Below are 24,362 nucleotides of genomic sequence, written 5' to 3' on the forward strand. Positions count from 1 at the left end.
GACGCGTGAACGCGCCGTTTCCGTTACGCCAGTTCCACAGCGCGTCAAAATGGCAAAGCAGTGCCCGCTGCTAGGGCGAATCCGCCCCGCGCAGGCCGAATCGCCATTCACCTCCACCGAGCAGCGCCAGCTCCTGATCGCAATGACTGATCACGGTGCCGCGGTGGGCGACGCTGACCAGGATGGCCTCGGGCAGGTCCTCGCGAACCATCCGATAGAGCATCGTCTCCAGGCCCACATCGAGAGCCGATGTGGCCTCATCGAGGAACGCGGCCTTGGGCTTCGTCAACAGGATCCGGGCGAATGCCACACGCTGCTGCTCTCCCGGTGACAGGACTTTCGCCCAGTCCTGCTCCTCGTCGAGACGATCCGCCAGATGGGGGAGGGCGACCTTGTTCAGCATGGCCACCAGTTCGGCGTCGGGGATCTCGCCGGAATGGCGCGGATAGGACAACACCGTCCGCAGGTCGCCCAGTGGCACGTACGGCATCTGCGACAGGAACATGGTCTCGTTCGGGCCGGCGGGGCACCGAAGCGTCCCTGTGGTGTAGGGCCACAGCTGCGCCAGGCTGCGCAGGAGCGTGGTCTTGCCGGTGCCCGAGACACCCGTGACGGCCAGCGTGTCCCCGGCTTGCAGACGCAGATCGATCGGATTGATCAGCCTGCTACCGTCGGGTTTGCGGACCTCGACATCGTCGAATTCGATGGCCCCGCCCGCGCTGGGCTGCACCGTCAGCGTCGGGAGCTCGCGGCCCTCGTCGTTGGCGACCACCAGGCCGTGCAGACGGATGATCGCCGCGCGGTACCCGGCGAAGTTGTCGTATGCGTTACGGAAGAACGAAAGGCCACCCAGAATCTCGCGGAACGCCGCCGCAGTCTGCGACAGCTGACCGAGGGTGATCTCGCCGCTGTAGAACCGGCTGAACTGAACCACATAGGGAATGAGTTCCTGGGCCTGGGTGATCGAGAGGTTCCAGCCGAAGAACCCGGTCATCCGATTGACGTACTTCTTGTAGTTGGTGACCACCGGCGCGAAGCGGCGCCTCAGTCCTGACCGCTCGGCGGCTTCGCCGCGATAGAAGGCCACAGCCTCAGACGCGTCGCGCAACCGCACCAGCGCGTATCGGAACGCGGCGTTGAACCTCTCGTTGTTGAAGGAGAGCCGGATGATCGGGCGGCCGATCCAGAACGCGACGACCGTGGCGAAGACGACGTAGACGACGCCGATGATGAACATCGCTTTGGGCAACGTGTAACCCACGAGCGGCAAGGTCACCGGTCCGGACAGATCCCACAGAATCTGGGTGAACGACACCATCGCGGCGATCGAGGACACCGCGCCGAAGAGCAACGTCGACGTCGAGGTGTTGGCCGGGGTATTCGGCAGCGAGCTGACACCCGCGGTGAAGATGTCGATGTCGGCCTGGATGCGCTGGTCGGGATTGTCGATCGTGTCGTCGATGAAACGCGCGCGGTAGAACGCCTTGCCGTCCAGCCAGTTGCCGGTGAGTTCCTCGGTGAGCCAGGCACGCCACCGCAGCATGAACCGCTGCGCCAGATAGAGGTCGAGCATGACCTGCGCGACGTTGACCACGGCGAGGATGCCGAAGATTCCCAGCGACATCCAGAAGCCGTCGCCGCCGGATTGGCGGACGGTGTCGTCGCCGCTGAGGAGTCCGCCTGCCACCACCTGGAAGCTCGTCGACATATCGCTGCCCTGATAGGTGAACAGCACCGAGAGCCGGACACCGATCATCACCGACAGCAGCAGACCGGCCAGCCACAGCCACACGATGACGCTGTCGCGACCGACGAAGTAGCCGCGCGTGACGCGCCAAAACTGCCTGCCCCAGAGTGTGAACTTGGCGATCAGTACCAGAGCCACCATGGTGGCGACCGCGGCGATCAGCCAGGCCTTGGCGATCCACCACAGCGAAATCCAGAGCTCATTGCCCCAGTCCAGAGTCGGTGTGAAGTTATCCACCCGGGCAAGGTACCGCGCCGGCCCGGCCGTAGCTTCTCGTAGGGGCTACGCCGACGAGGCGAGTCGCTCCAGCCGCCATCGCCCGCCACCGACCAGCTCGAGCCTGCTGGTGTGGAACGGCCGGACGGACTCGCGGTGGCTCACGCTGACGAGGATGGTGTCGGGCAGCTGGGCGCGCAGCACGTCGTAGAGCGTGTGCTCAAGGCCCTCGTCCATGGCTGAGGTCGACTCGTCGAGGAAAACGATCGTGGGCTTGCTCACCAGGACGCGCGCGAAAGCGACGCGCTGCTGCTCGCCGACGGAAAGCACCTTCGCCCAGTCCTGGTCGTCGTTGAGACGGATCACCAGATGCGGCAGCGCCACGTCCAGCAGCGCCTGCTGGATCGCGGTGTCCTCGACGGCCCCGGGCGGCTGCGGATAGGACACCACGGTGCGCAGGTCGCCGACGGGGAAGTACGGCAACTGCGGGACGAACATCGCCTCGTCACGACCGTCTGGGATCCGCACCTGCCCCGACGCGTACGGCCACATCCCGGCGAGGCTCTGCACGAGCACCGACTTGCCGATTCCCGACGGCCCCGTGATCACCAGTCCCTCACCGGTTTCCACCTGCAGATCCAGGTCCTGCACCAACGGGGAGCCGTCAGGCTTGCGCACCTCGACGCCGTCGACGACGAAGGCGCCGTCGTCGGAGTCCTGAGTCTGCACCGCGGTGAACGCACCCGCGCGGGTGTTCTGCTCGACGAGGCCGTCGAGCCGGATGATCGCCGCGCGGTAACTCGCGAACTGGTCGTAGGCGTTGCGGAAAAACGACAGGGAATCGTGGATCGCGCCGAAAGCATTCGAGGACTGCCAGACGTCTCCGAACGTGATCCGCTGCGCGAACAAGCCCTGAGCCTGCACGAGCCATGGCAGCGGGTTGATCGTCTGACTGACCGACACGTTCCAGCCGAAGTACAGCATCATGCGGTGCAGCCAGCTGCGGTAGTTGTCCATCACCGAGTCGAGGCGGCGCTTGAGCACGCCGCGTTCGGCGGACTCGCCCCGGTAGAGCCCGATCGCGGCGCCCGCGTCGCGCACCCGGACCAACGCATAGCGAAAACCCGCGTTGCGCAACTCATTCAGATAGCTCAGTCGGATCAGCGGCCGCCCGATGACGAAGGCCACGATCGTCGCGACAAGCACGTAGACGACCACGATCCAGAACAGCGCACGCGGCAGCGTGAGCCCGCCGATGGATATCGGTTCGGACAGGCGCCACAGAATCGGACCGAACGACAACACCGACAGCACCGCCTCGACAGCGCCGAACAGCAGTGTGTTGCTCGAGTTGTAGATCGGGTTGCTGGGGAGAGCGCCGACGCCCGCCGTGAACACGTCGACGTCCTGCTGGATGCGCTGGTCGGGGTTGTCGATGGGTCTGCCCGAGAACTGGGCGCGATAGTAGGAGAGATCGCTGAGCCAGTCGTCGATGAAGCGCTTGCTCAGCCAGACCCGCCACCGCATCACGAAGCGCTGCATGAGGTACATGTCGCCAAGCAGGCGCACGACAAAGCAGACCGCCAGGACCGCGAACACGCGCATCGACGACCAGAAGCCGGCGACGCCACTGGCCATACCGCCTTGAAAAGCGACCTGCAGCGAGGTGAAGAGGTCGTTGACGTAATAGGTCAGCAGGACGTTGATACGGACCGAGACGATGACCAACAGCAGCAGCACCGCAAGCATGATCCAGACGACGGCGCTGTTCCTGCCGCGGAAGTAGTCGCCGGTGACGTGCCAGAACTGGCGACCCCACTCGGTGAAGCGGGCGAGCGCGACGAGGACCACCAGCAGGCACAGGGCCGTCAGTGCGAATGTCGTCGCCGCCCATTGCAGAGAATTGAGGAACTCCCGTCCCCAGTCGAGCGTCGGCTGGAACGTCTGACCGTTCACCGTCTCCACAGCCGGCGACCTCCCCTCCGCGAGATCCGAAGTTACCCCACGCGGCTGCGCGCAGGGGCGTTCTGGCCGCGCAAATGTGCTGCCCAGAGCGTCAATAGGATGTCGGGCGGACGGTATGCGCGCCGGAGGTCTTCGAGGGATGGTGGCGCTCTCGGCGCTGCGCGCATGCCCGCGTACCGTGATCATGTGGCTCGAACCTCTGCGAAGACGTCCTCGAAATCGGCGGCGAAAACCGCGGCGAAAACCGGCCGGCTCTCCGGGCGGTTCTGGAAGCTGCTCGGCGCCAGCACAGACAAAGACCAGTCACGGTCGATGGATCAGGTGACCAAGGCGGCGGAATTCGATACCAAGGCCGCCGAACTCGACGACGAGCAGCTGAGCAAGGCCGCCAAACTTCTCGACCTCCAAGATCTCGCCGATTCGGCCGACACCCCGCAGTTCCTGGCCATCGCCCGAGAAGCAGCGGAAAGAACCACGGGGCTGCGACCTTTCGATGTACAGCTGCAGGGCGCGCTGCGTATGTTGGCCGGCGACGTCGTCGAGATGGCCACCGGTGAGGGCAAGACCCTTTCGGGTGCGATCGCGGCGGCCGGCTATGCACTGGCCGGGCGCAACGTGCACGTCATCACGATCAACGACTACCTGGCCCGCCGCGACGCCGAGTGGATGGGGCCGCTGATCGAGGCGATGGGGCTGACCATCGGATGGATCACCGCCGACTCCACTGCGGCCCAGCGGCGCGAGGCCTACAAGTGCGACATCACCTACGCCTCGGTCAACGAGATCGGCTTCGACGTGCTACGCGATCAGCTCGTCACCGACGTCGACGACCTCGTCTCTCCGAATCCCGACGTCGCGCTGATCGACGAAGCCGACTCCGTGCTCGTCGACGAAGCGCTCGTGCCGCTGGTGCTGGCAGGCACCAGCCACCGGGAAACCCCACGGCTGGAACTGATCCGGCTCGTCGGCGACCTCATCGCGGGCACCGACTACGACATCGACAATGACAGTCGCAACGTGCATCTGACCGAGGCGGGCGCCCGCAAGGTCGAGGCGGCGCTGGGGGGCATCGACCTCTACTCCGAGGAACACGTCGTCACCACGTTGACCGAGATCAACGTCGCGCTGCACGCGCATGTGCTGCTTCAGCGCGACGTCCACTACATCGTGCGCGACAACGCGGTGCACCTCATCAACGCCTCGCGCGGGCGCATCGCCACGCTGCAGCGCTGGCCCGACGGACTGCAGGCCGCCGTGGAGGCCAAGGAGGGCATCGAAACCACTGAGACGGGCGAGGTTCTCGACACCATCACCGTGCAGGCGCTGATCAACCGCTACCCGAAGGTCTGCGGCATGACAGGTACCGCGCTGGCTGCCGGTGAGCAGCTGCGGCAGTTCTACAAGCTCGGGGTGTCGCCGATCCCACCGAACAAGCCCAACATCCGCGAGGACGAGACCGATCGCGTCTACGTGACGATCGCCGCCAAGACCGAGGCCATCCTCGAGCACATCGCCGAGGTCCACGAAACCGGACAACCCGTGCTCGTCGGCACCCGAGACGTCGCCGAATCCGAAGAGCTGCACGAGAAGCTGGTCAAGAGGGGCGTCCCGGCGGTCGTGCTGAACGCCAAGAACGACGCGGAGGAAGCCGCCGTCATCGCCGAGGCGGGCAAGCTCGGCGCGGTCACGGTGTCCACGCAGATGGCCGGGCGCGGCACCGACATCCGGCTGGGCGGCTCGGATGAGGCGGGCCATGATGACGTCGCCGAACTCGGTGGCCTGCACGTCATCGGCACCGGCCGGCACAACACCGAGCGGCTCGACAACCAGCTGCGCGGCCGCGCAGGTCGCCAGGGCGACCCCGGCTCGTCGGTTTTCTTCTCCAGCTGGGAAGACGACGTCGTGGTCTCCCATCTCGAGGACAGCAAGCTGCCCCTGGAGTGCGACGAGAACGGCAAGATCATCAGCCCGAAGGCGGCCAGCCTTCTCGAACACGCCCAGCGCGTCGCCGAAGGCCGGCTGCTCGACGTGCACGCCAACACCTGGCGCTACAACCAGCTCATCGCCCAGCAGCGCGCGATCCTCGTCGAGCGCCGCGACAAGCTGCTGCGCACCACCACGGCCCGCGACGAACTGCGTGAGCTCTCGCCGGAGCGCTACGAGGAGGTCAGCGAGCGGCTGGGAGATGAGGCAGAGGAGAAACTGGAGAAGATCTGCCGGCTGATCATGCTGTACCACCTCGACCGCGGGTGGGCCGACCACCTGGCCTTCCTTTCCGACATCCGCGAGAGCATCCATCTGCGGGCCCTCGGTAGGCAGAACCCGCTCGACGAGTTCCACCGTATGGCCGTCGACGCGTTCGCTTCGCTGGCCGCCGATGCCATCGAAGCCGCCCAGCAGACGTTCGACACGGCGCCGTCGATCGAGGACGAACCCGGCGTGGATCTGTCCAAGCTGGCCCGTCCGACCTCGACGTGGACGTACATGGTCCACGACAATCCGTTGGCCGACGACACGTTGTCCGCGCTGAGCCTGCCCGGGGTGTTCCGCTAGGTTTTACGCCATGGCAGGCGACCGCGTGCTGACGGTTCCCAATGTGCTGTCGGTGATCCGGCTGGTCCTTGTCCCTGTCTTCCTATACCTGCTGCTCGTCGCCGACGCGACCGCTTGGGCCGTCGCCATCCTGATGTTCAGCGGCGCCTCCGACTGGGCCGACGGCAAGATCGCCCGGCTCTACGACAATCAGTCGTCGCGGCTGGGGGAGCTGCTCGACCCCGCGGTCGACCGCATCTACATGGTGGTCGTCCCCGTCAGCCTGGCTCTGGCGCACGTCATCCCGTGGTGGGTCGTCGCCCTGTTGCTCGGCCGCGACGTCGTGCTGGCGGGAACTCTGCCGCTGCTGCGCAGCCGCGGGCTGTCGGCGCTGCCCGTCACCTACATCGGCAAGGCCGCCACTTTCGCACTGATGTCCGGCCTGCCGCTGGTGCTCCTCGGCCAGTTCGACGGTCAGTGGAGCCGGGTCGTGCTGGCGATCGGATGGGGATTCTTGATCTGGGGCATCGCGATGTACCTGTGGTCGGGCGTGCTGTATCTGATCCAGGTCGCGATGGTGATGCGCTCCATGCCGCGGGCGCGGGCTCGGGTATGAGCAGTCTGGGCGGTTACGACTCCGGGCGCGACGCGCACCAGCCGGACGCGCCGACCCGGATCCCGGTGCCGTCGCTGCTGCGATCGCTCCTATCCGACCATCTCGACCCTGGCTATGCCGCTGCGGCACAGTCGAACCGGCCCCGCAGCCGGACATCGACGGTGGTGTGGCAACTGCTCGCCGCGGTCGTCGTGGCGGCGGTGTTCTCGCTGGCATGGGCGCAAGCGCAGGAGACCGCGCCGGGCGTCAGGGAATCCCAGCAGGTTTTGGCCGGCAGCGTGCGGTCGGCGCAGGCGGCCACCGATGCCGCCGCTGCGCGCCGAGACAGTCTCACCGCCGAGGTCGACGCCGCACGCCGTAGCCGCCTTGAGGGCGATGTGACGGGACGCCGGCTGCTGACCGATCTCGACGACGCCAACTACGCTGCGGCCGCCACACCGGTGATCGGGCCCGGGCTGACGATCACAATCACCGACCCGGGGATGTCGCCTGATCTCACGGACGTGTCGAAGCAGCGCGTCGAGGGCAGCCAGCAGGTGATCCTCGACCGCGATCTGCAGCTCGTCGTCAATTCGCTGTGGGCCAGCGGCGCGGAGGCGATCTCGGTGGGCGGAGTGCGCGTCGGGCCCAACGTGACGATGCGGCAGGCGGGCGGCGGCATCCTGGTCGACAACCAGCCGATTTCGAGTCCGTATGTCATCCTCGCCGTAGGGCCGCCCAACGCATTGGGCGACAACTTCAACCGCAGCGCGGGGCTGCAGCGCTTGCGGCTGCTGGAGGCGTCCTACGGCGTCGGGGTGAACGTCGCCGTCGGCGACGGCCTGGCACTGCCCGCCGGGTCGGTTCGAGAAGTCAGATTCGCCAGACAGATTGGCCCCAAATGATCAGGACCTTCGATTGATAGGGATAGTCGCGCTCGTCGTCGGCATCGTGCTTGGTGTGGTGTTCCACCCCAGCGTCCCCGAGTTCGTCCAGCCGTATCTACCCATCGCGGTGGTGGCGGCGCTGGATGCCGTGTTCGGCGGGCTGCGGGCCTATCTGGAGAAGATCTTCGATTCCAAGGTTTTCGTGGTGTCATTTGTCTTCAACGTGCTCGTAGCGGCGTTGATCGTGTACGTGGGCGATCAGCTTGGAGTCGGGACGCAGCTGTCGACGGCGATCATCGTCGTGCTGGGCATCCGTATTTTCGGAAACGCCGCGGCGCTGCGGCGCAGACTGTTCGGGGCGTGATGATGACCGAGCAGCATCACGGCCGTCACGAACTGCCGCCCGAGTCCGCGCCGCGGCGCGGACGTTCGCAGGCGGTGTTCGGTGTTCTCGCGGTGCTGCTGTGTCTGCTTCTCGGGGTCGCCATCGCTACACAGGTCCGGCAGACCGACAGCGGTGACTCCTTGGATTCCGCGCGGCCCGCAGACCTGCTCGTGCTGCTGGACTCGCTGCAACAGCGTGAGGCTGCGCTCAACACCGAAGTGGCCGACCTCCAGCGCACCCTGACCCAACTGGAAGCATCGGGCAGCAGCGACCAGGCCGCCATCGAGAACGCGAGGGCCCGCCTGGCTGCCCTGTCCATCCTGATCGGCAGCGTGGGGGCGACCGGGCCCGGCGTGACGCTGACGGTCGAGGATCCCGCCAACGGTGTAGCGGCCGAAACGATGCTCGACGTGATCAACGAACTGCGCGCGGCCGGCGCGGAGGCGATGGAGATCCGCGGACAGCAAAGCGGTACGCAACTCGCCGTGCGGATCGGCGTCGACACGTGGGTCACGGGGAGCCCGGGTGCGCTCGACGTCGACAACACCACGTTGGGTCCGGTGTATTCGGTTCTCGCGATTGGGGATCCGCCCACTCTGGCCGCGGCGATGAACATCCCCGGCGGCGCGATGGACAGCATCGAACGCGTGGGCGGCACGATGGTGATAGAACAGTCCGACCGGGTCGACGTCACCGCCTTGCGGCAACCGAAACCGCGTGAATACGCTCAGCCCGTCAAATAACGACACCGATCAAGGAGCGCCGTGAGCGAGATCCCCGCCGACCTGTCCTTCACCACCGAGCACGAGTGGGTGCAGCGGACCGGTGACGACACGGTACGGGTCGGCATCACCGACTACGCGCAGGCCGCGCTGGGCGACGTGGTGTTCGTCCAGCTCCCCGATGTCGACTCCGAGATCGCATCGGGCGAGTCGTTCGGCGAGGTCGAGTCGACGAAGTCGGTGTCTGACCTCTACGCCCCGTTGACCGCGAAAGTCATTGCGGTGAACGGTGATTTGGAAAGCAACCCGCAGCTGGTCAACTCCGACCCGTACGGCGAGGGATGGCTCGTCGAGTTGCAGGTGGACGCGAGCACGTTGGAGGCCGGACTGGCCGACCTGCTCGACGCGGAAGGCTACCGCGCCCACGTCGCGGACTGAGGTGTTGTTAGGGTCGTTGCGACAGAAGACCGGGACGCACCGAGCGGATCCGGCAGTGGTGGACACAACGCGGTCGTTTGCGCGGTACGGTCGACACCAGCGGCGTGACGGCTGGAGCCCGACCGCATATCGCCACAGCAGCCAGTGAGGAGCAGCGGGTGACGGACAAGGACTTCAACTCTGGGGCCGACTCTGACGAAGTCACCGTGGAGACCACATCGGTATTCCGCGCCGACTTCCTCAACGAGCTCGACGCTCCGCCCGCCGCCAGCGGCGAGAGCGCGGTCTCGGGTGTGGAAGGACTGCCGGTCGGTTCGGCGCTACTGGTCGTCAAGCGCGGCCCCAACGCCGGGTCGCGGTTCCTGCTCGACCAGCCGACGACGTCGGCAGGCCGGCATCCGGACAGCGACATCTTCCTCGACGACGTCACCGTGAGTCGCAGGCACGCCGAGTTCCGCCTCGAGAGCGGCGAGTTCCAGGTCGTCGACGTGGGCAGCCTCAACGGCACATACGTCAACCGCGAGCCGGTCGATTCGGCCGTCCTCGCCAACGGCGACGAGGTGCAGATCGGCAAGTTCCGTCTGGTCTTTCTGACCGGACCGAAGGATGACGACAACGCCACCGGCTAGGTCGCTGCTCCTCAACCGACACAGCACCCCTTCACCGACACCACGAGCCCGCCGGACGCACAGATGACACAACCCGACACACCCGCACTCAACGGGATGTCGATCGGGGTTGTGCTCGATCTGCTGCGGAGCGAGTTCCCCGACGTCACGATCTCCAAGATCCGCTTCCTGGAGGCCGAGGGACTCGTCACCCCCGAGCGCACCGCATCGGGGTACCGGCGCTTCACCGCCTACGACTGCGCCCGGCTGCGGTTCATCCTGACCGCTCAGCGGGACCACTATCTGCCGCTGAAAGTGATCAAGGCGCAGCTCGATGCGCAGCCTTACGGCGAGCTACCGCAGAGCGTTTCGGCGTACGGCACGCCGCGGCTGGTGTCGGTGGCCGAAAGCAGCGTCGACCACGCGGCGGCACCGGCGGGGCCGACCCAGGTCCGGCTGAGTCGCGGTGATCTCCTCGAACGTTCCGGTGTCGACGACGAGCTGCTGACGTCGTTGATCAAGGCCGGCGTCATCACGCCCATTTTCAAGGGCGCAGGAACCGCGTTCTTCGACGAACACTCCGTGGTGATCGCCCAGTGCGCACGGGCGTTGGCCGACTACGGTGTCGAGCCGCGCCACCTGCGCGCGTTCAGGTCCGCGGCCGACCGGCAGTCCGACCTGATCGCCCAGATCGCGGGACCGGTGGTCAAGGGCGGTAAGGCCGGGGCCCGGGACCGCGCAGACGACCTGGCGCGCGAGGTGGCTTCGCTGGCGATCACCTTGCACACGTCGTTGATGAAGTCGGCGGTGCGCGACGTTCTCGATCGCTGAGGACTAGACTCGCGGTGACGGAATTTCACCGGCGCCGACTTTGGTCATACCTGGTGAAACAGAGCAACACCGGTGCGGAGGGCAGGCACATATGGGTGAGGTTCGTGTGATCGGCATTCGAGTGGAGCCGCCCCAGAACCAGCCTGTCCTGCTGCTCAGGGAGTCCAACGGCGACCGCTATCTGCCGATCTGGATTGGCCAGTCCGAAGCCGCTGCGATCGCCCTCGAACAGCAAGGGGTCGAGCCTCTGCGTCCGATGACCCACGATCTGTTCCGCGATGTCATTGCCGCGCTTGGTCATTCGCTCAAAGAGGTGCGCATCGTCGATCTGCAGGAAGGCACCTTCTACGCCGACCTCATCTTCGACCGCGACATCAAGGTGTCGGCGCGGCCGTCGGATTCGGTGGCCATCGCGCTGCGCGTGGGTGTCCCGATCTACGTCGAAGAAGCCGTGCTCGCCGAAGCGGGTCTGCTGATCCCCGACGAGGGTGACGAGGAGTCGACCGGCGGAGCCGTCCGGGAGGACGAGGTCGAGAAGTTCAAGGAATTCCTCGACAGCGTCTCGCCCGACGATTTCAAGGCCACCTGAGCTGCCGCGTAAGCACCGCGTGACTCGATTGGTCACGGATGCGTCTCGTCGAGTTCGACACGCGGGGCGGGTTTTCTCCCATATCGAATTGGGCAGCCATACTTGGTGCCGACGGGCAGTCAGAGAACGCCCGCAAGCGTATGCTCGAACAAGGCTCGAGCAGGGTGTAAGCAGCGGTTAGGTGCGCCCACGCAGGTCACGACGCGGTTCGATCGGCGAGAGGATTCGACAAGTGGGAGACACGCCACGCCAGGAACAGCTGGACCTGACCACACCGCAAGCGGAGGCGCTTCCCCGGGTCACCGCTGAGCCCGTGCAGGCTGGTCTGTTTCCTGACGACTCCGTGCCCGACGAACTGGTCGGCTATCGCGGTCCGAGTGCCTGCCAGATCGCCGGCATCACCTACCGCCAGCTCGACTACTGGGCCCGCACCTCGCTCGTCGTACCGTCGATCCGCGGTGCAGCAGGCTCGGGTAGCCAGCGCCTCTATTCGTTCAAGGACATCCTGGTCCTCAAAATCGTCAAGCGTCTCCTCGACACCGGTATCTCGTTGCACAACATCCGCGTCGCGGTGGATCACCTGCGGCAGCGCGGAGTCCAGGACCTCGCCAACATCACGTTGTTCTCGGACGGCACGACGGTGTACGAGTGCACGTCGGCCGAAGAGGTCGTCGATCTGTTGCAGGGTGGTCAGGGTGTGTTCGGTATCGCGGTCTCCGGTGCGATGCGCGAGTTGACCGGCGCGATCGCCGATTTCCCGGGGGAGCGCGCCGATGGCGGCGAGTCGATCTCGGCGCCCGAGGACGAACTAGCGTCGAGGCGCAAGCACCGCGATCGCAAGATCGGCTGAGCCGATCAGACGGCTGGGGTCGGCTGAGCCGATCAGACGGCTGGGGTCGGCTGAGCCGATCAGACGGCTGGAGTCGGCTGAGCCGATCAGACGGCTGGAGTCGGCTGAGCCGATCAGACGGCTGGGGTCGGCTGAGCCGATCAGACGGCCGGGGTCGGCTGACACTCGAACGTTGTGCAGCGAAAGTGCGAGAAGACCGCTGCGAAACGTCGGAGTCTTCCGTCACCGCGCCTGAGGCGCTCATCCGGCCAGGCGGGTAGACTCAGCCCCGCATCGCCCTTGTGCGGGAGAGTTCCGTGACTGCCAGTCGCGGACGCCGAAGGAGCAACACCTCTCCGTCAACCTCTCAGGCACCCAGGACCGCGCAAGGCCCCGATGCCTCTGGAAAGCGGTGCGTGCACCCGCCCATGGGGAAAGGCTCACCTGCGCACCATGCGGGCAGGGCCGAATCTCTCAGGCAGCCCGGTCAGGGTCGACGACAGAGGGGGAGGAGCCGCGTTCGTCTGCGCCCCCTGGAGTCCCGTGTCCGATCAGTCGTTCTCCCCGTCCGTTCCCCGCTTCGTCGACCGGCACATCGGACCCGACGCCGAAGCCGTCGAGACGCTGCTGAGCACCATCGGCGTCACGTCGCTGGATGAGCTCGCCACCAAGGCGCTCCCGGCCGCGATCCTCGACCGGCTTTCCGCCGACTGCATCGCGCCCGGTCTTGAACATCTGCCACCGGCCGCCACCGAACACGAGGCGCTGGCCGAGTTGCGGGCGCTCGCCGACTCCAACACGGTCGCGGTGTCGATGATCGGGCAGGGCTACTACGACACGCTCACCCCACCGGTGTTGCGCCGCAACATCCTCGAAAACCCCGCCTGGTACACCGCCTACACCCCGTACCAGCCAGAGATCAGCCAGGGCAGGCTCGAAGCGCTGCTCAACTTCCAGACGATGGTGACCGACCTCACCGGCCTCGAAGTCGCCAACGCGTCGATGCTCGACGAAGGCACCGCCGCTGCCGAGGCGATGACCCTGATGCACCGGGCCGTGCGCGGTCCGGCCAACAAGCTGGCGGTCGACTCGGACGTGTATGCGCAGACGGCGGCCATCCTCGCGACGCGCGCCGAGCCGCTGGGCATCGAGATCGTGACGGCCGACCTGCGCGACGGGCTGCCTGACGGCGACTTCTTCGGGGTCATCGTGCAGTTGCCCGGCGCGAGCGGTTGCGTCACCGACTGGAGCCGGCTCGTCGAGCAGGCCCACGAGCGGGGCGCGCTGGTCGCCGTGGGTGCAGACCTGCTCGCAATGACGCTGGTCAGCCCGCCCGGAGAGATCGGTGCCGACGTCGCCTTCGGCAGCACCCAACGTTTCGGCGTGCCAATGGGATTCGGTGGCCCGCACGCCGGTTACCTGGCGGTGCACTCCAAGCAGGCCCGCCAGCTGCCGGGCCGGCTGGTCGGGGTGTCGGTCGACGCGGACGGCTCACCCGCCTACCGGTTGGCGTTGCAGACCCGCGAGCAGCACATCCGCCGGGACAAGGCCACGAGCAACATCTGCACCGCGCAGGTGCTGCTGGCCGTGATGGCGGCGATGTACGCGAGCTACCACGGTCCCGACGGCTTGCGCGGTATCGCCGCGCGCGTGCACGGACACGCCCGCGCGCTGGCGGCGGGATTGTCGAGCGCGGCGATCGAGATCGTGCACGACGCGTTCTTCGACACCGTGCTCGCCCGGGTGCCCGGCCGCGCAGGGGAAGTGCGTGCCGCGGCCAAGGAACGCGGCATCAACGTGTGGTTGGTCGACGACGACCACATCTCGGTCGCCTGCGATGAGGCCACCACCGATGCGCACATCGCCGATGTCCTCGCTGCGTTCTCGGCATCGCCTGTGGCGGTCGGCCCGGCCGATTCGCCCATTGCGACGCGGACATCGGAGTTCCTGACCCACCCCGCCTTCGCGAAATACCGCACCGAAACAGAGATGATGCGGTACCTGCGTTCTCTGGCGGACAAGGATATTGCGCTGGACCGCAGCATGATTCCGCTCGGTTCGTGCACGATGAAGCTCAATGCCGCCGCCGAGATGGAGCCGATCACCTGGCCCGAGTTCGGCCGCCAGCACCCGTTCGGTCCGGCGTCGGACACACCGGGCCTGCGGCGGCTCATCGCGGATCTGCAGTCCTGGCTGACCGGCATCACCGGCTATGACGAGATCTCTCTGCAGCCGAACGCCGGCTCGCAGGGGGAGTACGCGGGCCTGCTCGCGATCCAGGCGTACCACCGCGCCCGAGGCGACCTGGACCGCACCGTCTGCCTGATCCCGTCGAGCGCCCACGGAACCAACGCCGCATCGGCCGCGATGGTGGGCATGAAGGTCGTCGTCGTCGCGTGCCGCGCGAACGGCGACGTTGACCTCGACGATCTGCGGGCGAAGGTCGCCGAGCACGCCGACCGACTCTCGGCGCTGATGATCACCTATCCGTCCACCCACGGCGTCTACGAGCACGACATCGCCGACATCTGCGCCGCAGTCCACGACGCAGGTGGGCAGGTCTACGTCGATGGCGCCAACCTCAACGCGCTCGTCGGTCTCGCCCGCCCCGGACGGTTCGGTGGCGACGTCAGCCATCTGAACCTTCACAAGACGTTCTGCATCCCACACGGCGGCGGCGGCCCGGGGGTGGGTCCTGTGGCGGTGCGCTCACATCTGGCGCCCTACCTGCCGGGGCATCCGCGTGCCGAGGAACTCGCCGACGAGCACACCGTGTCCGCGGCGCCGTACGGTTCGGCATCGATCCTGCCGATCACGTGGGCCTACATCCGCATGATGGGCGCGCAGGGTCTGCGGTCGGCGTCGCTGGTGGCGATCGCCTCGGCCAACTACATCGCCCGCCGGCTCGACGAATACTACCCGGTGCTGTACACCGGCGAGAACGGCATGGTCGCCCACGAGTGCATCCTCGACCTGCGCGGAATCACCAAGGCCACCGGCGTGACCGTCGATGATGTCGCAAAGCGGTTGGCGGACTACGGTTTCCACGCACCCACGATGAGCTTCCCGGTGGCGGGCACGCTGATGGTGGAGCCCACGGAAAGCGAATCGCTGGCCGAGGTCGACGCGTTCTGTGAGGCGATGATCGCGATCCGCGGGGAGATCGACAAGGTCGGTTCCGGGGAATGGTCCGCCGAGGACAATCCGCTGCGCAACGCTCCGCACACGGCCGAGAGCCTGCTCGTCGACAAGTGGGAGCACCCGTACACCCGTGAGCAGGCGGCGTACCCGCTGGGCAAGGGGTTCCGGCCCAAGGTGTGGCCGCCGGTGCGTCGGATCGACGGCGCCTATGGCGACCGGAACCTGGTCTGCTCGTGCCCGCCCGTCGAGGCCTTCGCCTGACGGGAGATAGGGTTCTCCGCATGACCGGTATCGAAGGGGGCCAGCCGAAGCTGTTCATCTTCCCGCATGCCGGCGGGACACCGCAGTACTACGTGCCGTTCGCGAAGGCGTTCACGACGGACGTCAAACGCACTGCGGTGCAGTACCCCCGACAGGGCGGGAAGCAGGACTTCGGGTCGTTCACGAGCCTGTCCGCGCTCGCCGACGAGGTGACCAAAATGGTGTCGCCGGACAAGCAAGGCGGGGCTTCCCCAATTTTCTTCTTCGGGCACAGCATGGGCGGCCTGCTGGCCTTCGAGGTGGCCCGGCGCTTCCAGGAGGCGGGACGGCCGATCGCGGCGCTGTTCGTCTCGGCGGTGGCGGCTCCGGGACTGGTCGGGTACGACGACATTCCCGATACCGACGAAGGCTTGCTGGCAGCGGTCAGCACGATCACGGGGGCCGACCCCGAGTTCATGAAGAATCCGGAGTTCGCCGCGGCGATCCTGCCGACGCTGCGGGGGCTGAAGTCGATCGCTGATTATCGCTGCCCTCCGGACACGAAATTGTCGAGCCCCATTCACGCCTATTACGGGGATGACGACGAGATTGCCACCGCCGACAAAGTGATGCCGTGGGCGCAGAGAACGTCGGCCGGTTTTACTGCGCGTGATTTCAAAGGACACCATTTCTACCTGAATGACCACCTCGGCGATCTCGTGCCCGATATCGAGCAGAAACTCTGGGCGACGCTGCGCGGGTGATGCCGTTCGATGTGGTATTCGCCACATCGCCACGTCGCTGGGGACGCCGGCGAGCACACCCCCGTGCGCGCCGAGTCGCGTAAGGAGTCGCCCCCGAAGACGTCGCCGCACCTGCTACTTACCGGCAAGTCAGATTCGAAACTGACGCAGGCGCGCAAGTTAAGCAAACGCCTTACGGACCCGTCAAGACGAGAGGAGCTCTAGGTTCAGTGGCCGCGACGGCGTATTCGCGTATCCGGCAGCCACGAGGTCGAGCAACGCGAGGCCGACTAATTATGTGGGCTCTTTCCATTTGTGGCAAAACTGTGAGTGCCCTGTGAGTAACGAATGGGACACGTCTGGCGATACACTCTCAGCGAAATCAGTTGTGAGCAGCCCGCTTCCCTCTGGCAAGCATCGCGTGGTCTAATCCTTCGTTGGATTGCACGACATCGGTTACGGGTCGGTGTTAGCCTTCCGGCGAGCGGGGGAATGCGCGGCCTAAAGCTGCGAACTGGTTTGCCATCCACGGCAGTGTGGCCGGGGCGCGGAAGATAGTGAAAGGACGACGTCGCATGCCGTTGCTGGAGTTGACGATTCCTGGCTTGCTCGCTGATCGCGCGCGGACCCAGCCCGACGATGTCGCCTACACCTTCCTCGACTTCGACGTGGACCCGGCCGGTTTCGCCGAATCTTTGACATGGTCCCAGGTCCACCATCGCGCGCAGGTTGTCGCCGCAGAGCTGCTGCGCCACGGCAACAAGGGCGATCGCGCCGCGATCCTCGCACCGCAGGGACTCGAATACATTGTCGCGTTCTACGGCGCGATGGCCGCCGGCATGATCGCGGTGCCGCTGCCGGTGCCGGCCATGGGCCAGCTCGACGAGCGTGTCAGCGGCGCACTACGCGACTGCCAGCCGGTGGCCGTGCTGACCACCTCCGCCGTTGTCGGCGAGATCCTGAACTACGTTGGCAGCCTGCCCGGCGGGAACCCCCCGGCCGTCGTCGAGGTCGACGCATTGGACCTCGACTCGCCACAGACGCCCGAGGTCAACGTCGGCCCGCCGCCCAAGACTGCCTACCTGCAGTACACCTCCGGCTCCACCCGCGCGCCGGCCGGCGTGATCATGACCCACACCAACGTCATCGCGAACGTCAAGCAGGTCTTCGACGACTACATGGAGCACCGCAACGGCGTTCCGCCGCGCGACATCACGATGGTGTCGTGGCTGCCCTTCTACCACGACATGGGCCTCATCCAGGGAGTGTTCGCCTCGCTGCTCACCCCGAATGAAGACGAGGGCGGCAAGTTGCACGGCCGGCCCGCGATCGTGATGAGCCCCGTGGCATTCCTGCAGAAGCCGGCCCGCTGGATCCAGCAGCTCGCGTTGAATCCGTGTGCCTGGTCAGCAGCGCCGAACTTCGCGTTCGAGCTGTCGGTACGCCGGACCACCGACGCCGACCTCGAGGGCATGAATCTCGGCGGCCTGCTCGGCATCATCAGCGGCAGCGAGCGCATCCATGTGGCGACCATCCGCCGCTTCAACGAGCGCTTCGTCAAATTCGGCATGCCCGAGACCACGGTGCTGCCGTCCTACGGCCTCGCCGAGGCGACGCTGTACGTGATCTCGGCCCCGATGGGTCACACCCCGGCCACGGTGCGCTTCGACTACGAGAAGCTCGCCGCCGGCCACGCCGAGCGCTGCGGAACCGATGCCGGCACCGAGCTGGTCAGCTATGGCGCGCCCCGCTCATCGACTGTGCGCATCGTCGATCCGGAGAGCTGCACCGAGAATCCCGACGGCAAGGTCGGCGAGATCTGGGTGCACGGCGAGCAGGTTGCAATGGGCTACTGGCGCGACCCGCAGAAGACCGAGCGCACGTTCGGCGGCGAGATCGTGGATCCCTCCGACGGCACCCCGGTCGGCCCGTGGTTGCGCACCGGCGATCTCGGCGTGATGAGCGAGGGCGAGATGTTCATCATCGGCCGCATCAAGGACATGCTCATCGTCGATGGCCGCAACCACTACCCCGATGACATCGAGGCCACGATCCAGGAGATCACCGGTGGCCGCGTCGCGGCCATCTCGGTGCTCGACGACACCAGCGAGCAGCTGGTTGCGGTGGTCGAGATGAAGAAGAAGGGCACCTCCGAAGCGGAGGCCCTCGACAAGCTGCGCGCCGTCAAGCGCGAGGTCGCCTCGGCGATCAAGAAGTCCCACAGCGTGCGCGTCTCTGACCTGGTGCTCGTCGCGCCGGGCTCCATCCCGATCACCACCAGCGGAAAGATTAGGCGCTCGGCCTGTGTGGATCGCTACCGCCTGGACGAGTTCAGCCGCCTGGACGTCACCACATGACCTCTGAGTTCGACGAGGACTCAATCCGGCACTGGCTGGTCGACTATCTGGTCACCAATATCGGATGTAGTCCTGATGAGATCGATCTTGATGCCCCACTGAACGATCTCGCCGTCGGATCCAGTGATGCCGTCGTGCTCACCGGAGAGCTGTCCGAGTTGCTGGGCCGCACGGTGTCTCCGGTCGAGTTCTGGCAGTACCCGACGATCAACGCGCTGGCGAAGTTCCTGACCGGCGGCGAGGTCGACACGGCTGTCGAGGTCACTCCGACACACCGGATCGCCGAGGACGCGATCGCGGTGGTCGGCCTCGGCTGCCGCTTCCCGGGCGACATTCACGGCCCCGACGAGCTGTGGGACTTCCTGTCGGACGGACGCTCCGCCGTCAGCGAGGTGCCGCCGACGCGCTGGTCCTGGTACGACGACGGATCCGCCGAGGGTGCCGCCGCACTCGCCGGTACCACCCGCTGGGGCTCGTACCTTTCCGACATCGACGAATTCGACGCCGACTTCTTCGAGATCTCGCCCAGCGAGGCCGACAAGATGGACCCGCAGCAGAGGTTGCTGCTGGAAGTCACTCACGAAGCGCTCGAATACGCGGGGATCCGGCCGAGCTCTCTTCGCCACACCCAGACCGGTGTGTTTGTCGGTGCGTGCCTCGGCGAGTACGGCGTGATGGCCTCCAAGGAACTGTCGGAGGTCAACGCATACTCCGGCACCGGTGGCGCGCTGAGCATCATCGCCAACCGGGTGTCGTACTACTTCGACCTGCGCGGCCCGTCGGTCACGATCGACACGGCGTGCTCCTCGTCGCTGGTCGCGATTCACCTCGCCTGCCAGAGCCTGCGCACCGGCGACTCCGACATCGCCCTCGCCGGCGGCGTCAACGTGATCCTGTCACCCGCGGTGACCCGCAGCTTCGACCAGGCCGAGGCCATGTCGCAGTCCGGGCGCTGCCACGCGTTCGACGCGCGCGCCGACGGCTTCGTCCGCGGCGAGGGCTGCGGTGTCGCGGTCCTCAAGCGTCTGTCCGACGCCGTCCGCGACGGCGACCGGGTGCTCGCCGTCGTCCGCGGCTCCGCCGTGAACCAGGACGGCCGGTCCAACGGCCTGATGGCCCCGAACCCCGCCGCGCAGATGGCGGTGCTGCGGTCTGCCTATGCCGCCGCGGGCGTCGAGCCCCGCGAGGTCGACTACGTGGAAGCGCACGGCACCGGAACACTGCTCGGCGATCCGATCGAGGCGCGCGCAATGGGCACCGTGCTCGGCCGCGGACGCTCCGTCGACGCACCGCTGCTGATCGGCGCGATCAAGTCCAACCTGGGGCACACCGAAGCCGCGGCGGGGATCGCCGGCTTCGCCAAGACCGTGCTGGCGCTGCACCACGGCCGCATCCCGCCCAATCTCGACTATCAGTCGCCCAACCCGCACATCGCGTTCGACAACCTGCGTCTCAAAGTTGTCGACCAGGCCACCGACTGGGAGCCCGCGGGCCGCCCGCGCGTCGCAGGGGTGTCCTCGTTCGGCTTCGGCGGCACCAACGCCCACGTCGTCCTCGAGCAGGCGCTCGGCACCGTCGGAGCCGGGCCGGACCGCGACGAGGCCGGCGACTCGGCGATCACCACGCTCGTGGTGTCCGGTAAGTCGGCGCAGCGGATCGCGACCACCGCGGGCGCCCTCGCCGAGTGGATGGCCGGCGCCGGAGCGCAGGTGCCACTGGAGCAGGTGGCGCACTCGCTGAACCACCACAGGGCGCAGCACAACAAGTTCGCGACGGTGTGCTCACGCGACCGGGCAGGAGCCCTGGCGGGTCTGCAGGCGCTCGCCTCGGGTCAGGCGGCGCCCGGCGTCGTGTCGTCGCACCAGGGCGCGTGCCGCCCGGGCACGGTATTCGTCTACTCCGGGCAGGGTTCGCAGTGGACCGGCATGGGCCGGCGGCTGCTCGCCGACGAACCCGCATTCGCCGCGGCCGTCGACGAGCTGGAGCCGGTCTTCGTCGAACAGGTCGGCTTCTCGCTGCGCGACATCATTGCCGGCGGCGAGACCGTCACCGGAATCGAACGTATCCAGCCGGTGCTGGTCGGTGTGCAGCTGGCGCTGACCGAGCTGTGGCGCTCCTACGGTGTGCACCCCGACGCCGTCATCGGGCATTCGATGGGCGAGGTCGCCGCGGCCGTGGTCTCCGGCGCGCTGTCGGTCGCCGACGGGCTCAAGGTGATCGCCACCCGGTCGAAGCTGATGTCGCGCTTGTCGGGCCAGGGCGCGATGGCCTTGATCGAACTCGACCCTGACGCCGCCACCGAGCTGATCGCCGACTATCCCGACGTCACGCTCGCCGTCTACGCGTCACCGCGCCAGAGCGTCATCGCCGGCCCGCCGGATCAGGTCGACGCGGTCATCGCCGTGGTCGCGGCCAAAGACCGGCTGGCGCGCCGCGTCGAGGTCGACGTCGCATCGCACCACCCGACCATCGATCCGATCCTTCCCGAGCTGCGGGAGGCGCTGCGCGATCTGCGTCCTGCCTCGCCGAACATCCCGATGGTGATCACCACCCGCGAACACGACGGCCCCGAGCCGGTGTTCGATGCCGACTACTGGGTGGACAACCTGCGCAACCCGGTGCGGTTCCACCAGGCGGTGGCGGCTGCGGGTGCCGAGCTCGGCACGTTCATCGAGGTGAGCCCGCATCCGCTGTTGACGTTCGGCATCAGCGACACGCTCGGCACCACCCACCACCACGCCGTGCCCACGCTGCTGCGCGAAGGCAAGGACGACGGCACCGCCGATGAGACCCTGACGTTCCACACCCACCTCAACAGCACGTACACCAGCCAGCCGCCGGTCTCCCGCCACGCTCCGGAACCGCATCCGGTGCTGCCCACCACGCCGTGGCATCACACCAGGCACTGGGTGCCCGCGACCACCACGAACCGGCGAGGACCCGCAGCACCGCGCCTCGGCACGCTGCTGGGGGACCTCACGTCGGTCGCAACCAGCCCGCCCACCCATCTGTGGCAGGCGCGGCTGGTACGCGAGGCCAAGCCCTATCCCGGTTTCCACCGGATTCAGGGCGTCGAGGTCGTCCCGATGTCGGTGCTGCTGCGGACCCTGACCGTGGCCGCCGCCGAATCGGGAGCAACGACGCTCTCCGACATCTCGTTCGACCGCCCGGTCGTGGTCGACCAGGCCCAGGTGATCCAGGTCGTCAGCAACGGAGACGCCATCACGATGGCGTCGGCGCCGTCGGTGGACGCGCCGGCCAACCGCTGGGTGCGCCACGCCGTGGCCCGGATCTCCTCGGCGCAGGCCGGGGATGCCGTCGGCGCGGTCGACGTAACCGGCGCCACGGACTACGACAGGTCGACCGTCGAAGAGCTGCAAGCGAAGTGGGGTGTCGAGGGGCAGCCGTTCCCGTGGTCGATCACCTCGTGCCGCGCGACCACCGACGGTGTGCTCGCCGAAGTGGCGTGGCAGGAGGCGTCCGCGGTCGCGCTGCTCGACGCCGCGGTTCAGATCGCGCGCCTCGCCGATATCAACGACAGCAGGCTACTTGTTCCCGCCGGTGTCGAAAGCCTCTCCGCGACAGGTGAATTGGCGGACACTTCCGGCATCGTGACGGTGCGCCGCAGGCCGGCATCCGGAGATGCGCTCGTTCTGGACATCTCGGTGACCGTGCCCGACGGCAGCTCCCGGGTGGACATCCGCGGTCTGCGCTACGTCGACGTGCAGGCGGGACCGTCGGACTCGGCACCTGCCGACCCGCGCACCGTGGCCCACGAACTCGCGTGGCAGCCATGGGACGGTCCGTCCGGTCAGGCACCGGCGCCGACGTCGCTTGCCGTCATCGGAAGGAGCGCGACCGCCGTCGCACTGCGTGACAGCCTCGTCGGGGCGGGATACACCCTCGCCGACGAGGAAACCGCGCGGTGCGTGCTCTACGTGCCCGACACCGGCACCGATGACGCCGACGACGTCTCGGCGGCCGTCCGGCTCACCGGTGACGTCGCCGGCCTGGTCAGCTCGCTGGCCCGGCGCACCGACCGTGAAGAACCCCGCCTCTGGATCGTCACCGAAGGTGTTCGCGACGCCGACACGGCGCAGGCGCTGCGGCAGAGCACCCTGTGGGGCGTTGCCGGTGTCATCGGCGCAGAGCAGCCGCAACTGTGGGGTGGGCTCGTCGACATCGCCTCCGACGCAGACCTCGGCAACGTCGGGTCGGCGCTGGCCGGTGTGCTTCCGATCGGCGCCAAGTCGATCCTGTCGTTGCGCGACGGGCGCTTCTTCGCACCCGCACTTGCGCCCATCGCCTCGGAGGCGGTCCGCGAACCGCTGCGGTGCCGCCCCGACGCCGCCTACCTGATCACCGGCGGCCTCGGCGCCCTCGGACTCGTGACCGCCGACTGGCTCGCCGACCGGGGTGCCCGCCGCGTCATCCTCGCGGGCCGCACGGCACTGCCGCCGCGCAGCCGGTGGGACGCCGACGACCTCGGCAAGGATGTGCGGGAGAAGATCGACGCGATCCGCGCACTGGAGCTTCGCGGGGTCGCCGTCGAGACGGCCGCGCTGGACATCGGGTCGCGCGACGACCTGACCGCGTGGCTGTCGCGGCGGGATGAGCAGGGGTCGCCGCCGATTCGGGGCATCATCCACGGTGCGGGCCTGACCGACAGCCAGCTGCTGACCGACATCGACGACGAGCGTCTGCGCACGACGCTGTGGCCGAAGGTGGCCGGGGCGCAGGCCCTCCACGAAGCCTTCCCGGTCGACAGCCTCGATTTCCTCTACCTGACCGCATCGGCGGGCACCGTGTTCGGCGTCCCCGGCCAGGGTGCCTACGCGGCGGGCAATGCGTACCTCGACGGGCTGGCCCGTGCCAGGCACCGGCTGGGCGGAATCACGGCCAGCCTCGATTGGGTCGCCTGGCGCGGTCTCGGATTCGGTTCCGATGCGCAGGTCGTCATCGACGAACTCGAACGTCAGGGCTCACGGCCGGTCACGCCTGCTGAGGCGTTCGCCGCGTGGGAGTACGCGAGCCGGTTCGACGTCCCCCACGTCGTCATGGCTCCGACGCTCACCGACGAGGAGGTCGACGAGGAGGCCGGTGTCAGCCGGGCCCCCGATCGGGCCTGGTCGGAGATGTCGGCCGACGAGGTGATCGCCGAGATGGAGACCGGGCTGCGCGGAATCCTTGCGACGGAGCTGAGGATCCCCGAGGACGAGGTCGACACGGATCGCCCGTTGGCCGAGATGGGACTCAACTCGGTGATGGCCATGTCGATCCGCCGCGAGGTCGAGCGTCTCGCCGGGATCGAACTGTCCGCCACGATGCTGTGGAACTACCCGACGATCGCCGCGCTGGCGGCCCACCTGGCCGAGAAGGTGGCCCCGCAGACCGGTGCCGAGAGCGGTGACGAGGATGAGGACGACGCAGGAGACAGCCTGCTCGACTCGCTCTTCGACAGCGTTGAGAACTGATTTCTCAAATCGGCCCGTCAGGGGAGACCATGTCGGAAGCGGTCCGATGGGTCTGAGTGTGGA

General features: G+C 67.2%; 16 protein-coding genes and 1 riboswitch. Of the genes, 14 read left to right on the forward strand and 2 right to left on the reverse strand.

Going from position 1 to position 24,362, the window contains the following annotated elements; translation table 11 throughout:
* Positions 1 to 70 precede the first annotated feature (70 nt).
* The gene (locus AWC12_RS26355) at positions 71 to 1,984 is read right to left on the reverse strand and encodes an ABC transporter ATP-binding protein/permease (protein WP_024447767.1); all 1,914 of its coding nucleotides are present in this window, start codon (positions 1,982 to 1,984) and stop codon (positions 71 to 73) included.
* Between the two features lie 45 nt (positions 1,985 to 2,029).
* Positions 2,030 to 3,919 carry an ABC transporter ATP-binding protein/permease gene (locus tag AWC12_RS26360; RefSeq protein WP_024447766.1) on the reverse strand — a complete coding sequence of 630 codons (1,890 nt, stop codon included), beginning with the start codon at positions 3,917 to 3,919 and terminating at the stop codon, positions 2,030 to 2,032.
* 195 nt (positions 3,920 to 4,114) lie between these two features.
* Between AWC12_RS26360 and secA2 the strand changes: the two genes are divergently transcribed.
* The 14 genes from secA2 to AWC12_RS26435 all read left to right on the forward strand — a co-directional run bounded on the left by secA2 (position 4,115) and on the right by AWC12_RS26435 (position 24,299).
* Positions 4,115 to 6,481, forward strand: coding sequence for an accessory Sec system translocase SecA2 (secA2, locus tag AWC12_RS26365; protein WP_024447765.1), 2,367 nt, complete (start codon positions 4,115 to 4,117; stop codon positions 6,479 to 6,481).
* Positions 6,482 to 6,491: 10 nt separating this feature from the next.
* Positions 6,492 to 7,076, forward strand: a complete 585-nt coding sequence (locus AWC12_RS26370) for a CDP-alcohol phosphatidyltransferase family protein (RefSeq protein WP_024447764.1) — start codon at positions 6,492 to 6,494, stop codon at positions 7,074 to 7,076.
* Positions 7,073 to 7,960, forward strand: a complete 888-nt coding sequence (locus AWC12_RS26375; protein WP_024447763.1) for a DUF881 domain-containing protein — start codon at positions 7,073 to 7,075, stop codon at positions 7,958 to 7,960. Before AWC12_RS26370 ends, AWC12_RS26375 begins: the two co-directional genes overlap by 4 nt.
* A gap of 13 nt (positions 7,961 to 7,973) precedes the next feature.
* A complete protein-coding gene (locus tag AWC12_RS26380) occupies positions 7,974 to 8,306 on the forward strand; it encodes a small basic family protein (protein ID WP_024447762.1) in 333 nt (110 codons plus the stop codon).
* Between the two features lie 2 nt (positions 8,307 to 8,308).
* Complete coding sequence (locus tag AWC12_RS26385) at positions 8,309 to 9,070, forward strand: DUF881 domain-containing protein (protein ID WP_024447761.1); 762 nt, start codon at positions 8,309 to 8,311, stop codon at positions 9,068 to 9,070.
* A gap of 21 nt (positions 9,071 to 9,091) precedes the next feature.
* Positions 9,092 to 9,487 carry a glycine cleavage system protein GcvH gene (gcvH, locus tag AWC12_RS26390; protein ID WP_024447760.1) on the forward strand — a complete coding sequence of 132 codons (396 nt, stop codon included), beginning with the start codon at positions 9,092 to 9,094 and terminating at the stop codon, positions 9,485 to 9,487.
* 158 nt (positions 9,488 to 9,645) lie between these two features.
* The gene (garA, locus tag AWC12_RS26395) at positions 9,646 to 10,116 is read left to right on the forward strand and encodes a glycogen accumulation regulator GarA (protein ID WP_085177971.1); all 471 of its coding nucleotides are present in this window, start codon (positions 9,646 to 9,648) and stop codon (positions 10,114 to 10,116) included.
* A gap of 63 nt (positions 10,117 to 10,179) precedes the next feature.
* Positions 10,180 to 10,926, forward strand: coding sequence for a transcriptional regulator FtsR (ftsR, locus tag AWC12_RS26400; protein ID WP_085177972.1), 747 nt, complete (start codon positions 10,180 to 10,182; stop codon positions 10,924 to 10,926).
* 91 nt (positions 10,927 to 11,017) lie between these two features.
* Positions 11,018 to 11,515, forward strand: a complete 498-nt coding sequence (locus tag AWC12_RS26405; RefSeq protein ID WP_024447757.1) for a bifunctional nuclease family protein — start codon at positions 11,018 to 11,020, stop codon at positions 11,513 to 11,515.
* Positions 11,516 to 11,747: 232 nt separating this feature from the next.
* Complete coding sequence (locus AWC12_RS26410; RefSeq protein WP_085177973.1) at positions 11,748 to 12,365, forward strand: MerR family transcriptional regulator; 618 nt, start codon at positions 11,748 to 11,750, stop codon at positions 12,363 to 12,365.
* A 274-nt stretch (positions 12,366 to 12,639) separates the two neighbouring features.
* A riboswitch (glycine riboswitch) is annotated at positions 12,640 to 12,738 on the forward strand.
* A gap of 149 nt (positions 12,739 to 12,887) precedes the next feature.
* A complete protein-coding gene (gene gcvP, locus AWC12_RS26420) occupies positions 12,888 to 15,746 on the forward strand; it encodes an aminomethyl-transferring glycine dehydrogenase (protein WP_024447003.1) in 2,859 nt (952 codons plus the stop codon).
* A 20-nt stretch (positions 15,747 to 15,766) separates the two neighbouring features.
* Positions 15,767 to 16,489 (forward strand): thioesterase II family protein, encoded by a 723-nt coding sequence (locus AWC12_RS26425; RefSeq protein WP_024447004.1) that lies wholly within the window; start codon positions 15,767 to 15,769, stop codon positions 16,487 to 16,489.
* Positions 16,490 to 17,043: 554 nt separating this feature from the next.
* Positions 17,044 to 18,825 carry an AMP-binding protein gene (locus AWC12_RS26430; protein ID WP_085177975.1) on the forward strand — a complete coding sequence of 594 codons (1,782 nt, stop codon included), beginning with the start codon at positions 17,044 to 17,046 and terminating at the stop codon, positions 18,823 to 18,825.
* Entirely contained in the window at positions 18,822 to 24,299 is a 5,478-nt protein-coding gene (locus AWC12_RS26435) for a type I polyketide synthase (RefSeq protein ID WP_085177976.1), read from the forward strand. The genes AWC12_RS26430 and AWC12_RS26435 overlap by 4 nt, the downstream gene beginning before the upstream one ends.
* The last annotated feature ends 63 nt before the right edge of the window (positions 24,300 to 24,362 follow it).

Origin of the sequence: Mycolicibacterium iranicum, assembly GCF_002101705.1 — a bacterium.
Lineage (GTDB): Bacteria > Actinomycetota > Actinomycetes > Mycobacteriales > Mycobacteriaceae > Mycobacterium > Mycobacterium iranicum.

What these genes read in the sequence shown, in the direction of transcription:
- AWC12_RS26370 (WP_024447764.1), top strand. Translation starts at nt 6,492, where the DNA reads ATGGCAGGCGACCGCGTGCTGACGGTTCCCAATGTGCTGTCGGTGATC.
- AWC12_RS26375 (WP_024447763.1), top strand. Translation starts at nt 7,073, where the DNA reads ATGAGCAGTCTGGGCGGTTACGACTCCGGGCGCGACGCGCACCAGCCG.
- AWC12_RS26385 (WP_024447761.1), top strand. Translation starts at nt 8,309, where the DNA reads ATGACCGAGCAGCATCACGGCCGTCACGAACTGCCGCCCGAGTCCGCG.
- ftsR (WP_085177972.1), top strand. Translation starts at nt 10,180, where the DNA reads ATGACACAACCCGACACACCCGCACTCAACGGGATGTCGATCGGGGTT.
- AWC12_RS26405 (WP_024447757.1), top strand. Translation starts at nt 11,018, where the DNA reads ATGGGTGAGGTTCGTGTGATCGGCATTCGAGTGGAGCCGCCCCAGAAC.
- AWC12_RS26425 (WP_024447004.1), top strand. Translation starts at nt 15,767, where the DNA reads ATGACCGGTATCGAAGGGGGCCAGCCGAAGCTGTTCATCTTCCCGCAT.
- AWC12_RS26430 (WP_085177975.1), top strand. Translation starts at nt 17,044, where the DNA reads ATGCCGTTGCTGGAGTTGACGATTCCTGGCTTGCTCGCTGATCGCGCG.
- AWC12_RS26435 (WP_085177976.1), top strand. Translation starts at nt 18,822, where the DNA reads ATGACCTCTGAGTTCGACGAGGACTCAATCCGGCACTGGCTGGTCGAC.